12 protein-coding genes are annotated in these 13,131 nt (G+C 67.0%); 6 read left to right on the forward strand and 6 right to left on the reverse strand.

Going from position 1 to position 13,131, the window contains the following annotated elements; translation table 11 throughout:
- Nucleotides 1–2: 2 nt before the first annotated feature.
- The 3 genes from LDO15_RS15515 to mnmA all read right to left on the reverse strand — a co-directional run bounded on the left by LDO15_RS15515 (nucleotide 3) and on the right by mnmA (nucleotide 4,239).
- The gene (locus LDO15_RS15515; protein WP_223979957.1) at nucleotides 3–1,094 is read right to left on the reverse strand and encodes an ABC transporter permease; all 1,092 of its coding nucleotides are present in this window, start codon (nucleotides 1,092–1,094) and stop codon (nucleotides 3–5) included.
- A gap of 133 nt (nucleotides 1,095–1,227) precedes the next feature.
- Complete coding sequence (locus tag LDO15_RS15520; RefSeq protein ID WP_223979958.1) at nucleotides 1,228–2,856, reverse strand: ABC transporter substrate-binding protein; 1,629 nt, start codon at nucleotides 2,854–2,856, stop codon at nucleotides 1,228–1,230.
- 270 nt (nucleotides 2,857–3,126) lie between these two features.
- Entirely contained in the window at nucleotides 3,127–4,239 is a 1,113-nt protein-coding gene (gene mnmA, locus LDO15_RS15525) for a tRNA 2-thiouridine(34) synthase MnmA (RefSeq protein WP_223979959.1), read from the reverse strand.
- Between the two features lie 298 nt (nucleotides 4,240–4,537).
- Here mnmA and LDO15_RS15530 point away from each other — a divergent pair, with 298 nt between their 5' ends.
- Nucleotides 4,538–5,788 (forward strand): FAD-dependent oxidoreductase, encoded by a 1,251-nt coding sequence (locus LDO15_RS15530; RefSeq protein ID WP_223979961.1) that lies wholly within the window; start codon nucleotides 4,538–4,540, stop codon nucleotides 5,786–5,788.
- An 8-nt stretch (nucleotides 5,789–5,796) separates the two neighbouring features.
- Here the strand turns inward: LDO15_RS15530 and LDO15_RS15535 are convergent, their stop codons facing one another.
- Entirely contained in the window at nucleotides 5,797–7,041 is a 1,245-nt protein-coding gene (locus LDO15_RS15535; RefSeq protein WP_223979962.1) for a cysteine desulfurase family protein, read from the reverse strand.
- Nucleotides 7,042–7,193: 152 nt separating this feature from the next.
- Here LDO15_RS15535 and LDO15_RS15540 point away from each other — a divergent pair, with 152 nt between their 5' ends.
- Nucleotides 7,194–8,117 carry a DMT family transporter gene (locus LDO15_RS15540; protein WP_223979963.1) on the forward strand — a complete coding sequence of 308 codons (924 nt, stop codon included), beginning with the start codon at nucleotides 7,194–7,196 and terminating at the stop codon, nucleotides 8,115–8,117.
- Between the two features lie 36 nt (nucleotides 8,118–8,153).
- Here the strand turns inward: LDO15_RS15540 and LDO15_RS15545 are convergent, their stop codons facing one another.
- Complete coding sequence (locus LDO15_RS15545) at nucleotides 8,154–8,960, reverse strand: transcriptional regulator (protein ID WP_223979964.1); 807 nt, start codon at nucleotides 8,958–8,960, stop codon at nucleotides 8,154–8,156.
- A gap of 90 nt (nucleotides 8,961–9,050) precedes the next feature.
- Between LDO15_RS15545 and LDO15_RS15550 the strand changes: the two genes are divergently transcribed.
- On the forward strand, nucleotides 9,051–9,500 hold the full coding sequence (locus tag LDO15_RS15550; RefSeq protein WP_223979965.1) for a hypothetical protein: 450 nt from the start codon (nucleotides 9,051–9,053) through the stop codon (nucleotides 9,498–9,500).
- Nucleotides 9,501–9,662: 162 nt separating this feature from the next.
- Here LDO15_RS15550 and LDO15_RS15555 read toward each other — a convergent pair whose 3' ends face one another.
- On the reverse strand, nucleotides 9,663–10,619 hold the full coding sequence (locus LDO15_RS15555; RefSeq protein ID WP_223979966.1) for a diacylglycerol kinase family protein: 957 nt from the start codon (nucleotides 10,617–10,619) through the stop codon (nucleotides 9,663–9,665).
- 141 nt (nucleotides 10,620–10,760) lie between these two features.
- Between LDO15_RS15555 and LDO15_RS15560 the strand changes: the two genes are divergently transcribed.
- The 3 genes from LDO15_RS15560 (at nucleotide 10,761) to sigK (ending at nucleotide 13,128) form a co-directional block, all read left to right on the forward strand.
- A complete protein-coding gene (locus tag LDO15_RS15560) occupies nucleotides 10,761–11,747 on the forward strand; it encodes a DnaJ domain-containing protein (RefSeq protein ID WP_223979967.1) in 987 nt (328 codons plus the stop codon).
- Nucleotides 11,748–11,770: 23 nt separating this feature from the next.
- On the forward strand, nucleotides 11,771–12,238 hold the full coding sequence (locus tag LDO15_RS15565) for a tRNA (cytidine(34)-2'-O)-methyltransferase (RefSeq protein WP_223979969.1): 468 nt from the start codon (nucleotides 11,771–11,773) through the stop codon (nucleotides 12,236–12,238).
- Between the two features lie 284 nt (nucleotides 12,239–12,522).
- Nucleotides 12,523–13,128: an ECF RNA polymerase sigma factor SigK gene (gene sigK, locus LDO15_RS15570; protein WP_223979971.1), complete on the forward strand. Its 606-nt coding sequence runs from the start codon at nucleotides 12,523–12,525 to the stop codon at nucleotides 13,126–13,128.
- Nucleotides 13,129–13,131 lie beyond the last annotated feature (3 nt).

The raw sequence follows: 13,131 nt of genomic DNA on the forward strand, positions 1-13,131 counted from the left end.
GGCTAGTACCTCACTCGCGGGTCGATCAGGGCGGCGACGACATCCACGATGAAGTTCGTGATGGCAACGATGACCGCCAGCAGCACCACGATGCCCTGGACAGCGACAAAGTCGCGGGAGTTCAGGTATTGCACCAGCTGGTAGCCGAGGCCCTTCCACTCAAACGTGGTCTCCGTGAGGACCGCGCCGCCCAGCAGGAGGGCAATCTGGAGCCCCATGACCGTGATGATCGGGATGAGTGCAGGCTTGTAGGCGTGCTTGGTCACGAGCCGGAAATTACTGACGCCGCGGGACCTGCCGGCCTCGACGTAGTCCTTGCCGAGCGTGCCGATGACGTTGGTGCGGACCAGCCGGAGGAAGACCCCTGCCGTCAGCAGGCCCAGGGTCACTGCCGGAAGGACCGAATGGGCCGCGACGTCGCCGAACGCGGCCACGTTGCCGCTGCGCAGCGCATCAAGCCAATAGATCCCGGTCGGCGCGGACAGGCTTCCCATGGCCAGTTCGGTCCTGGTGGAGGCCCGTCCTGCGACGGGCAGCCAGCCGAGCCAGATCGAGAAGGTCAGCTTCATCAACAGGCCGGCGAAAAACACCGGAGTGGCGTAGCAGAGGATGGCGAAGAACCGCAGTAAGGCGTCCGGCACCTTGTCGCGCTTGTAGGCGGCGATGAGGCCGAGCGGGATGCCGACGATCAACGCCACGATGAGTGCGTTGATGGCCAGCTCAAGGGTTGCCGCGCCGAAGGTGACAAGCATTTCAACAACCGGCCGGCGGTCGGTGATGGTGGTGCCGAAGTTGCCGGTCGCCACCTGGCCGACGTATTCCAGGTACTGCACCAGGATCGGGCGGTCATACCCGGCTTCGTGAATGCGCTGCGCCAGCGCCTCAGGCGGAAGCCTGCCGCCCTGGGCCGCGGTGATGGGGTCGCCGATGACCCGCATCAGGAAGAAGACCAAGGTCACGAGAATGAAAATGGTCGGAATGATCAGGAAGAACCGGACCAGGATGTACGTCCCCAGTCCCCCGCCCGAGGGTTTTTTCTTGGACGGAAGGAGTCCGTCGGCGTCGCTGGGCGGCGCCTCTATCAGTGTTGTCATTGGTACCTAAAATTGTGCTTTCGCGGCCATGGGCCGGCCCCGTGAACTGCAAGATGCGGCAATGACCAGCAAAGGCGGGGCGCCTCGAGGGCGCCCCGCCTCGCAGGCTGGTCAGAACAGCAGGAATGCAGCCTTACTTGGAAACAGTTCCCAAACGGAACTTGAAGGAGGCATCGAGGGTGGTATCGACACCCTTGACGCCGCTGCCGGAAATGGCAACCTGCGCGCCCTGGAGCAGCGGAAGCGTGGAGATGTCCTTGGCGAGGGCATTCTGGGCATCCTTGATCGTGGACTCGCGCTCAGTCTTGTCAACGGTGGTGAGCTGCTTGTTGATCAGATCCGTGACAGTGGGGTTGTTGTAGTGGTTCTTGAGGAAGCCGCCATCCGGGAAGAACGGCGTCAGGTAGTTGTCGGCGTCGCTGAAGTCCGGGAACCAGCCGAACTGGAACAGCGGGTACTCATCGGCGCGGCTGGCCTTGCTGTAGGTGACCCACTCCGTGGACTGCAGGTTGACCTTGAACAAACCGGACTTCTCCAGCTGGTCCTTGATCATGGCGTATTCGTCGCCGGAGGACTTGCCGTAGTGGTCCGGGTTGTACTGCAGGTTCAGCGACACGGGCGTGGTCACGCCGGCGTCGGTCAGGACCTTCTTGGCCTTGTCCAGGCTGGGCTTGCCGGCGTCGCCGTAAGCGTCCTTGAAGGACTCGTTGGCGCCGAGGAAGCCGCTGGGAACATTGGAGTACAGGGGCAGGTAGGTGCCCTTGTAGACCTGGTCCGCGATGGCCTGGCGGTCGACGAGGTTGGCGATGGCCTGGCGGACGGCGGTTGCCTTGGCCGGGTCTGCATCCGCGGCCTTGGCGCCGAACGGCATCGTGTCGAAGTTGAACGTGATGTAGCGGATTTCGCCGCCGGGGCCCACGTTGACCTTGACCTTGGAGTCCTTCTTCAGGTCATCGATGTCGGTGGCGCTCAGGCTGCGGTTTGCGACGTCGATGTTGCCCTGCTGGATGTCCAGCTTCATGTTGGTGGGATCGGCGTAGTACTTGATCGTGGCGGCGTCGTTGGCCGGCTTGCCGAGGACTCCCTGGTAGTCGGGGAACGCCTTGAAGCTGATCAGCTCGTTCTTCTTGTAGGTGTCGATCGTGTACTGGCCGTAGAAGGCCTTGGCCTTGACGATCGAGTCGTCGTCGAGCAGCTTGTCGGCCGGGAAGACTTCATCGTCCACGATCGGCGCGGCGGGGCTGCTGAGGATCTGCGCGAAGGTCTGGTCGTTGGCCAGCTTCAGCTTGAAGACAACGGTGGTGGCATCGGGAGCAGAGACGCTCTCCACGTTGGCCAGCAGGCTTGCGGGGCCGGCGGGATCGTTGATCTTGGTCTGCCGGTCGAAGGAGAACTTGACGTCCTTGGAGTCCAGGGTGTGCCCGTTGGCCCACTTGAGTCCGGGCTTGAGCTTGACCGTGTATTCGGTCGGCGAGGTGAAGGACGCGGATTCGGCCAGGTCCGGAACGGGATCCGCACTGCCCGGCTTCGAGTTGAGCAGGAAGGAATAGATCTGGTTCATCACCATGAATGAACCGTTGTCGTACGAGCCCGCCGGGTCCAGGGCGGTGACCTTGTCCGTGGTGCCGTAGGCGATTGGTCCGCTTGCGGCGGCTGATGACCCGCCGGTGCCGCCGGACGGCCCGGTGCAGGCCGTCAGTGCAAAGGCGGAAACCCCGGCCAGCGCGATGACGCTCTGCCAGGCCTTTTTGTTCATTGCCATCTGTGAACTTTCTGTTCGATGCGTTCTAGCGCAGCCCGAAGTGAACGAATGACTCGTCGGGCGGCACGCTTTGCTGATTCCTAGATTCAACCAGACAATCATTCGGTGAAACGTTGCATTTTGTGAGTTGAGACACAAAATTTACACGATTCGAAGGTTTCTCTCATTTTCTGCAGGATTCCGCCCGATTCTTCGGCAGGGTCCGGCTCAGACGACGAAGGGCCCCGCCTCTTGGCGGGACCCTTCACTGGAGTCGGGTGCGGCGGGCGCTTAGAGGGCGGCGCGCTGCAGCGAGCGGGCGGCGTCGATGGTGGCCTGGCCCAGCACGCGGCTGCCCTGGTAGAGCACCACCGTCTGGCCGGGGGCCACGCCGCGCAGCGGCTCGGCGAGGGTGACCACGAGTCCGTCCCCGGCCATGAGGGCGCGGGCGGGCACCGGATCGCCGTGGGCGCGGACCTGGGCGTAGCAGTCGAACTCCGCGCCGGCGGCCACTTCGTCAATGGGCAGGCCCGCCCAGGAGACCTTGATGCCGCGGATTTCGTCGATGGCGAGCAGGGCCTCCGGCCCCACCACCACCTTGTTTTCCTTCGGCCGGATCTCCAGCACGAACCGCGGCTTGCCGTCCGCGGCCGGGGTGCCGAGCTTCAGTCCGCGGCGCTGGCCGACGGTGAAGGCGTTGGCGCCGGGGTGCTCGCCGACCTTCGCCCCGGACTCGTCCACGATGTCTCCCGTGGTCATTTCAATCTTTTCGGCGAGCCAGCCGGCGGTGTCGCCGTCGGGGATGAAGCAGATGTCGTGGCTGTCGGGCTTGTTCGCCACCGAGAGTCCGCGGCGCTCCGCCTCCGCGCGGACCTCGGCCTTGGACGGCGTGTCAGCGAGCGGGAACATCGAGTGCTTGAGCTGTTCGTGGGTCAGCACGCCGAGAACGTAGCTCTGGTCCTTGGCCCAGTCCGCGGCGCGGTGGAGCTCGGGATTGCCGTCGGCGTCGGTGATGACTTTGGCGTAGTGGCCGGTGCAGACGGCGTCGAAGCCCAGGGCGATGGCCTTCTCCAGCAGGGCCGCGAACTTGATCCGCTCGTTGCAGCGCATGCACGGGTTGGGAGTGCGCCCGGCGGCATATTCATCGATGAAGTCCTGGACGACGTCCTCCTTGAACCGCTCGGAGAAATCCCAGACGTAGTAAGGGATCCCGAGGATGTCGCAAGCGCGCCAGGCGTCCCGGGAGTCCTCGATCGTGCAGCAGCCCCGGCTGCCGGTCCGCAGGGTGCCCGGCATGCGGGACAGCGCGAGGTGGACCCCGACGACGTCGTGACCTGCGTCGACGGCGCGGGCGGCGGCAACGGCGGAATCGACGCCGCCGCTCATGGCTGCAAGAACTCGCATACTGTCTTTCTCTAGCTTTCGGGGTATCGCCGGCCTGTGCCGATCCGCGGCCCCAGATAACTGGCACCAAACAAGTGACACCAAACAAGTAGCACTGACCTTGAGGCACATAAGTGACACATAGGCGGCAGTCATCAGGTCGGATAGCACAAGGCCTGCGGCCCCATTCTATCGCCACGCCGATTCCCCGCCCAAAAACCCTTGACCGGCAGCTGCCGGCGACTCTAAAATCAAACGAAACGATTTTAGACTGATACCTGACTTTCCAGGCGACCGGCACGACGGAGACGAGCGGACCATGGCCAATGAGGACATCGTGATCGTGGGCGGCGGCCTGGCGGGCGCCACCGCCGCCAAGACCTTGCGCACGGAGGGCTTCTCCGGGCGTATCACCGTGCTCGCCGCGGAGTCCCACCCGCCCTACCTCCGGCCGCCGCTGTCAAAGGACTACCTGCTGGGCACATCCGGCGAGGACGCCCTGCCGGTGGTACCGGAAGAGTGGTACGGCGCCAACGACGTTGACCTTCGCCCCGGCGCCCGGGTCACGGAACTGGACCTTGCCGCCCGGGCCGTGGTGCTAGGCGACGGGAGCCGGCTGCGGTTCACGTCCCTGCTGCTCGCGACCGGGGCCAGCCCGCGCAGCATCCCGCTTCCGGGCAGTGCGCTGGCCGGGGTCAGCACGTTCCGCACGGTAGAGGACAGCCGTCGCCTCCGCGGCGCCCTCGCCGACGGCGGCCGGAAGGTGGTGATGGTCGGCTCGGGTTGGATCGGGATGGAACTGGCCGCCGCCGCGGCCACCTACGGCAACCCCGTCACCCTGCTGGGGCTCGAAGAGGTGCCGCTGGCCGGGGCAATCGGACCTGAGCTGGGCGGCTTCTTCCGGTCCCTGCACGAGGCCAACGGCGTGCGCTTCCGGTTGCCGGCCTCCGCGGCGGAAATCACGGGCACCTCCGGACGGGTCACCGGCGTCCGCACCGACACCGGCGAAATCCTTCCGGCGGACCTTGTGGTCATCGCCGTGGGGGTGGTTCCGGAGGTGGGGCTGGCGGAGGCGGCCGGCGTCGGGATCCGCAACGGCATACTCACCGACGCCTCGCTGCGCACCGGGACCCCCGGGATCCTCGCGGCCGGGGACGTCGCCAATGCCCTGCACCCGTTCACCGGCGAGCACCACCGCAGCGAGCACTGGTCCAATGCCCTCAACGGCGGCAAGGTCGCCGCCCGGGCCATGCTCGGCCTCGACGCCGTGCTGGACACCATCCCGTACTTCTACACGGACCAGTACGACGTCAGCATGGAGTATTCGGGCTTCCCGTCGCTCGTGGCCGGGCCGCCGGTGATCCGCGGTTCGCTCGCGGACAAGGAGTTCATCGCGTTCTGGCAGCGCGAGGGCAGCGTGGTGGCCGGGATGAACGTCAACTGGCCCCGCGCCGCGAAGCCGCAAAAGGCGATCAAGGCGCTGATCGGCGCCCGCGCCGCCATCAGCCCGGATCTTCTCACGGACTCATCGGTACCGCTGGATCAGCTCCTGGACCGGCTCCCCGGTTAGCTCCTCGATCAGCTCCCTGCGGACGGGGCCTGACGCGCAGATTCACGGGCGACGGTGCCCGCGGTCTGGATGCTGGATTCATGCCCCGCCATGCCGGCCTGGCGGGCCCGCGCGTAGGCGCCCGGCAGCGCGGCGAGCAGGGCATCGACGTCGGCGTCGGTCGAGGAATGCCCGAGGGTGAAGCGCTGCGCACCCCTCGCAGTGTCCTCGTCCAGGCCCATGGCCAGCAGCACATGGGAGGGCCTCGGAACCCCTGCCGTGCAGGCGGAACCCGTGGAGGATTCGACGCCGGCCAGGTCCAGCAGGAACAGCAGCGAGTCGCCCTCGCAGCCGGGGAAGGTGAAATGCGCATTGCCCGGCAGCCGCCCGGCGCCCGGGGCGCCCCGCAGCACGGCCTCGGGTACAGCCTCCCGGACACCCCCGATCAGCCGGTCGCGCAAGGCCGCGATCCGTGCGGCTTCCTGGCCGAGCCGGCCCACAACTGCCTCGGCGGCGGCGGCGAAGGCGGCGATGGAGGCGGTATCCAGGGTGCCGGACCGCACGTCCCGCTCCTGGCCGCCGCCGTGCTGCACCGGCGTCAGCTTGACCGCCCGCCCCAGAAGCAGCGCACCGACGCCCACGGGCGCGCCGATCTTGTGGCCGGAGATGGACATGGCGTCCAACCCGCTGGCACGGAAGTCCACGGGGACCGATCCAAATGCCTGGACGGCGTCCGAGTGCACAGGCACGCCGGCACGGTGGGCCAGCTCCACGATTTTGGCGATCGGCTGAATGCTGCCGACCTCGTTGTTGGCCCACATGACGGTCACCAGGGCGATCGAGGCCGGGTCCCTGGACAGTTCGGCCTCCAGAGCGGCCAGGTCCACGACGCCGTCGGCGTCGACGGGCAGCCAGCAGACGTCGGCCCCCTCGTGCCGCTCCAGCCATTCGACCGTGTCGAGGACCGCATGGTGTTCGACGCTGGAGCACAGGATGCGGGTACGGGACGGGTCCTGAGCGCGCCGGGCCCAGTACAGCCCCTTGACGGCAAGGTTGTCCGCTTCCGTGCCGCCGGAGGTGAAGATGACCTCGGAGGGATGGGCCCCCGCCGAGGCTGCCAGGGCTTCGCGGGCGTCCTCCACGACGCGCCGCGCCCGGCGGCCCGAGCCGTGCAGCGAGGAGGGGTTGCCGGTCCGGGCAAGCTCGCGTGTCATTGCAGCCAGCGCCTCCGGGGCGAGGGTGGTGGTGGCGGCATGATCGAGGTAGGCAGGCACAGCCCAATTCTACCTGTGGCCACCCCTGCATTCCTGCGGCGGCAACGGGCGGAGGCACAGGGCAGAACACCGCTAAGTGCACCGGGAAGGGCACCGGGAAGGGCACCGGGAAGGGCATCAGGCAGGGCGCCGGGCTGGTGTAGATTCAGGCGGTGAAAGCGTCCCTCTATCTTGTGCTGGCGACCTTGTTCTGGTCCGGCAACCTTGTCATCGGCCAGGCCGCGGCCACCTCAATGACGCCTCTGGAACTGACGTTCTGGCGCTGGACCCTGGCCGCCGTGCCGTTGCTGCTCCTGGCCCACTTTTTCGAGAAGCCGGACTGGCGCGCGGTGCTGCGCCGCTGGCCCGCGCTCCTGGCACTGAGCGCCCTGGGCATGATCGGTTACACGCTGCTGCTCTATGGCGCACTCGGGTACACGTCCGCGCTGAACGCTTCCCTCATTACTGCCGCCAACCCGGCGCTGATCATGGTGATGGCGATCGTCCTGCTCGGGGAGCGGACAACGCGCCTGGGCTGGCTCGGCATTGGCCTCGGACTGCTGGGCGTGCTGCTCGTACTGACCAGGGGCGAAGTGGCCCGGGTGTTCAGCCTCTCCATCAACACCGGCGAGCTCATGATGACCGGCGCGATCACTGTCTGGGGTTTCTACACGATCCTTGCCCGCCGGCTGGATGTGCCGGCCATCTCGGCCACGGCCGTGCAGGTGGTGTTTGCGACCATTATGCTGGCGCCCTTCGCGCTCGCCTTCAACGTCCGGTTTCCCGGCACCGCGGCCGAGGGCTGGTCGCTGGCGTACATCGTCGTGTTCCCCTCCCTTTGTTCCTATCTCTTCTGGAACCTGGCGTTGAAGACCACCGCGCCGGGGACCGCGGGGAACTACCTGAACCTTGTGGTGGTCTTCACGGCCATCATTACGGTGGTGCTGGGGACGCCGCTCAGCCTGGTGCAGATCGTTGGAGGGTTCATGGTGATTGCGGGAGTCCTGCTGACCGGGACCAGGGGCCAGCGCGGGCCTGCAGCACGGACTACCGCAACGGCAGGGCCCGGCGGGGCTGATAACCGAAGCCCCGCGTAGCCGGGACCCGTCTATCGGGTACACCGGGCGGCCCGGTCACGCAGGCAGCCCGGGTCGCATGGGCAGGATCCGGGCACAGCACTGGCCGGGCCGGGCACTCCCCCGCTCCCTGAGCTCCTCGATGGCGAGCGCTTCCACCCGCCCGGGGTCGACCCCCAAGGCCGCGGAGGCCCCGCCGAGGAAGGCGCCGTTCATGGCACAGACCACGTCCGCGTGGCCTGCAGCGAGGCGATGGAACGGGCAGTTCAACAGCAGCAGGCCCCCGGCGCCGTCGTCCGCCGGACAGTAGCCCTGCCCCGCCAGGAACGCCGCGAAAGGTTCGGCGCTGCCGGGAACGGCGGCGGTTTCCGGCGTCCCGCCGGTTCCTGTGGACGGGCGCTCAGTGGCCCCATTTTCCGCCCCGGCCGTCCCGCCGGCTGACGCTTCGGCGGCTGACAGCCCCTTGGCGCGGGCGGCCTGGAGCAGCGCATCCCGGGGCGATCCGCCGTCGTTGGTTGCGGCTTCGATCGCGGAGACCAACAGTTCGGCGGCGAGATCGTAGTGGCGGTCGGGGACCGAGGCCGCCACCTCGTCCACGGCGGCCCGGTACAGCTTGGCCGGGCGCCCGGAGCCGGGGCCCTCCCGTCCCCCAAGCTTGCGGAACTCCACCGCAAGCAGCCCGTCCTTCACGAGCCGGTCCAGATGGAAAGAGGCCGTGCTCCTCGCCAAACCAAGCGCCCCGGCAGCGTCGTCCCGGCCGACGGCGTCCGATGCTGAGGCAACGAAGTCAAACAGCTTCCTGCGGTTCTCATCCCCCAGGGACGCGAGCGCCGCAAGCCTGCGGTTCCACGCAAGTTTGGTCATGAAGCAAGGATATCTCTAAAAACAAGAATCATTGCTTAATCCTCCCGGGGATTCTAAAATCAGAATATCCAACTTTAGAAGGAGCATGTCATGAAAGCTTCCCCAATCCTCGCGACTCCGGCACGGCACCTCGAGGCGGACCGGCACCGCCAGGCCTTCCTGTTGCTGCGGACTGTCTTTACGGTCGCGCCGATTCTTTTCGGTCTGGACAAGTTCACCAACCTGTTGACCGACTGGACCGTGTACCTGGCCCCCGCGGTGACCTCGGTAGTCCCGCTGCCGGCCCAGACCATCATGTACATCGTGGGCGGGGTGGAAATCCTCGCCGGCGTGCTGGTGGCCCTGCGCCCCCGCTTCGGGTCGGCGCTGGTGGCCCTCTGGCTGCTGGGCATCATCGTCAACCTGATCGTCCTCGGCAGCTTCTATGACGTCGCGCTGCGGGACTTCGGGCTGCTCGTGGGCGCCCTGGCGCTGAACAGGCTGTCCCCGCGCAAATCAGCAAAGGCCCCAGGGACCTCGCAGGACTCGGCCACCGCGTAGGCCGCTACGGCGGCCCGCCAAACAGGACCGCTAAACAGGACCGCTAAACAGGACCGCTAAACAGGACCGCTAAACAGGGCCGCTGGGACAGGGCCGCTGGACAGGGCCGCTGGGACAGGGCTGCTGGACAGGGTCGCTACGCAACGCCGGCACACAAGGCCGCTAGGCGAGGACGCGGACGGCCCGCGGGACCACCTCGATGGTCAGGGGAAGCGCCCCGATCCGCTCGCCGTCGGCGTAGGCCACAATGTTGCCGGCCGCGAGTTCCACGCGGCGGACCCTGCGCAGCTCCACGGCGGGATGGTCCACGTGCCTGCCGGAAAACACTTTCGGGAACACAGCCAGCAGCCCGGCCCGGGACACCCTGCTGACAATGAACAGGTCCAGGAGGCCGTCGTCGAGGACGGCCTCCGGGGCGATCCTCATCCCTCCGCCAATCGACTGTCCGTTGGCGACGGAAATCAGCATGGCGCCCTGCTGCCAGCGCTGGCCGTCGGCCGTCACCGTGTAGCTGATGGCCCGGAACGAGACCAGTTCGCGGAGCATGGCGAGCTGGTAGCGGATCTTGCCTCGCGGCCAGCGCCAGGCATTGGCCCGCTCATTGACGGCGGCATCGAAGCCGGTCGAAACCACGCCGGCGAACCAGCGGGAGGTTCCCCCGGCGGTAATCCGTCCGGCGTCGATCATCCGGCCGCCTCCTGCCAGGGATTCCAGCACCTGTTCGCAGGCGGCCGGGAGGTTGTGCCGCGGCAGGCCCAGTGCCCGGGCCATATCGTTGCCCGTTCCGGTGGGAATGATGCCCAGCGGAATCCGGCTGGGATCCTTGTCACCGGCGTACCCTGCGCCGGCTCGTGTTTTGCCTGCAATGCCGCCCCCGGCACTCCCCCCGGCGAGCGCATTGAGGCCGAGGTGGACCATGCCGTCACCGCCCACCACCACCAGGGCGTCCACGCCCGATTCCAGTACTCGGTCAACGGCCTGAGCCAGCCCGGCATAGCTGTCCTCGCACAGCAACAGCACCTCCGCTCCGGCGGCCCGGAAGTGCGCCGCCGCATCCTTCCCGGCATCCCGCGCCCGGCCAAAGGATGCGCGCGGATTGACGGCGACGGCGATCATCATGCGCTGAATTATGCCAGCCGACGGGAACCATCCCGGTACGCGCGCTCGTTCTTCTTCCAGCCGGTTAAACTGGCCACGCCGGGCGCGCGCGAACGGTCCGGCCGTCGCAACGCCGGCACCATCAACGAAAAGGATTTCTGTTTGACGCAGGGCAGCAGCTCGCATTACCAAGTCCTCAGGATCCCCGTGACGGCGACAGAGAAGGACATCAAAGTGGCGTACCGGAAAGCCGCCCGGCTCGCCCACCCGGACCACGGCGGCGATCCTGCGGCGTTCCGGCGTGTCACCCTCGCCTACGAGACACTCATCGACGCCAAACGACGCGCGGACTACGACCGTTCCTACGGCAGCACACCCGGCGGCGCCTATTCATCCCCCGCCGAGGACGAAGGCGCCCATTTCGACGCCCCGGCCGCCGGCAGCCGGGCCTCAGCCAACGTGCGCCGCCCGAACACGCCGCGGAATACCGCAGCGGACGCGCCGGTCTATAGTCCCCCCTTCGAACAGTTTCGTGAAGGTGCCGCGGTGCCGCTGATTCCCGTGGACGTGGCACGGCAGCAGGTCCACGGCATGCCCCGCAAGCGCGGGATCTTCGGAGCCGAGGCCCGGATCCAGCGCGAGATGCGCACCGTGCAGCTCATCAGCCGGCAGATACTGACGGCAATCCCCGCGGCGCGCCTCATCAACGGACTGCAGTCCCCGGCTGACAACAGCCACATCGACCACGCCCTCCTTGCCGGCTACCGGCTCGCAATCATCGGTTCCATGCTGCTGCCGCCGGGCGCCTATGCGTGGAACGGCAGCACCTTGACCCACGGTGGACGGTCCGTGGCCCCGCCCCAGCTGGGCCACGTTGTGCGTCGGATGCAGGACATCTTCCCCGAACTCAATGTCACCGGCTGGATTGTCGTCCACAGCACGGACGGAAATCTGCACCAGCCGGTCATTGACCGGCACCGCCGCTCGCCCGGCGGCCTGGGCGGCGGCTACGGGGAAAACTCCGGACTTGTCGAGGTGGTCAACGCCGCGGGCCTGGTCCGCGGCCTCAAGCAGTTCCTCAGCTCGGGGCCGGCCCCCAACACCGTCAACGTTCCCGTGCTGGCCAGGCTGCTGCGCGGAATGCACTAGGCATATCTGGCTAGGATGGGGAGGTGTTCCGCATCCTCTTCCACACCCCCGAAATTCCCGGCAATACGGGAAACGCCATCAGGCTGGCAGCCATCACGGGCGCCGAACTGCATTTGGTGGAGCCTCTGGGCTTTGATTTTTCCGACGCCAAGCTCCGGCGCGCCGGCCTGGACTACCACGACCTCGCCGTCGTAACCGTCCACAAAGACATCGACGCGGCCTGGGCGGCACTGGAGCCGGAGCGGGTCTTTGCCTTCACCTCCGACGGCGAGACCACGTACACTGACATCCGCTACCGCCCGGGCGACGTCCTGCTGTTTGGCCCCGAATCCGTAGGTTTGCCGGAGGAAGTTAAGAACAGCCCCCGGGTAACGTCCCGTGTCCGCCTGCCCATGCTGCCGGCCCTCCGGTCGCTGAACCTGGCCAACGCGGCGTCCATCGCCGTCTATGAGGCGTGGCGCCAGAACGGGTTCGCAGGAGCCAAGCTCTAGCAGGTTCCGCGCGGGGGCCGCAGCTGCCGTGTCGGGAGTGCGCAGCAGAAGAAACCCGCCGTTCCCTCCCATCCGGGTTCATGGCTGCGCCGAATCACTTCTGAGGCGGGCACACGGGCCGTCACCTTGCAGGTCATGGGGAGAGAACGGAAGGGAGCGAGGAGCGGCGGGTGAGAACAGCACACTTGACGACGCGCCCTGCCTGCCCGGCAGGGTCCGGCCAAACTCCGCAAGACGCACGTCCTGGCCCGCCTTCGTCCGCGGGCGCCTTATGCTTGAGGGTGATGGAAACTCCCAACGCCCCGAACCCCGAGGCCGCCGCACCGGCGGGCACCTCAGCCGACATCAACGGCCGGCTCGGCAGCCTGCTCGAACTGATCGCACAGGGTGACCAGGAAGCATTCGCGGAGTTCTACAGCCTCACCTCCAGGCGGGTATACGGCATGGCACGCCGGGTCCTGATCGACACGGAACTCAGCGAGGACACCACGCAGGAAGTCTTCCTGCAGGTGTGGCAGAACGCGGCCAAGTTCAATGCCGCGGCCGGCAGCCCGCTCGCCTGGCTGATGACCATCTCGCACCGGCGCGCCGTGGACAAAGTCCGGTCTTCCCAGTCCGCCACTGACCGCGAAGCCAAGTACGGTGCCAGCAGCCAGGAAATCGATCACGATTCCGTCTCGGACGAGGTCGGCAGCCGGCTCGAGGCCGAGGCAGTTGTCCGGTGCCTGGCGACACTGACCGATACGCAGCAGGAGTCCGTCCGGCTGGCCTACTACGGCGGCCTCACCTACCGGGAAGTTGCCGAGCGGCTGAATGCAGCCGTTCCCACCATCAAGTCCCGCATCCGCGATGGGCTAATCCGACTGAAGACCTGCTTGGGGGTGAGCTGAATT

It is taken from the genome of Arthrobacter sp. NicSoilB8 (genome assembly GCF_019977355.1).
In the GTDB taxonomy this organism is placed as follows: Bacteria; Actinomycetota; Actinomycetes; order Actinomycetales; family Micrococcaceae; genus Arthrobacter.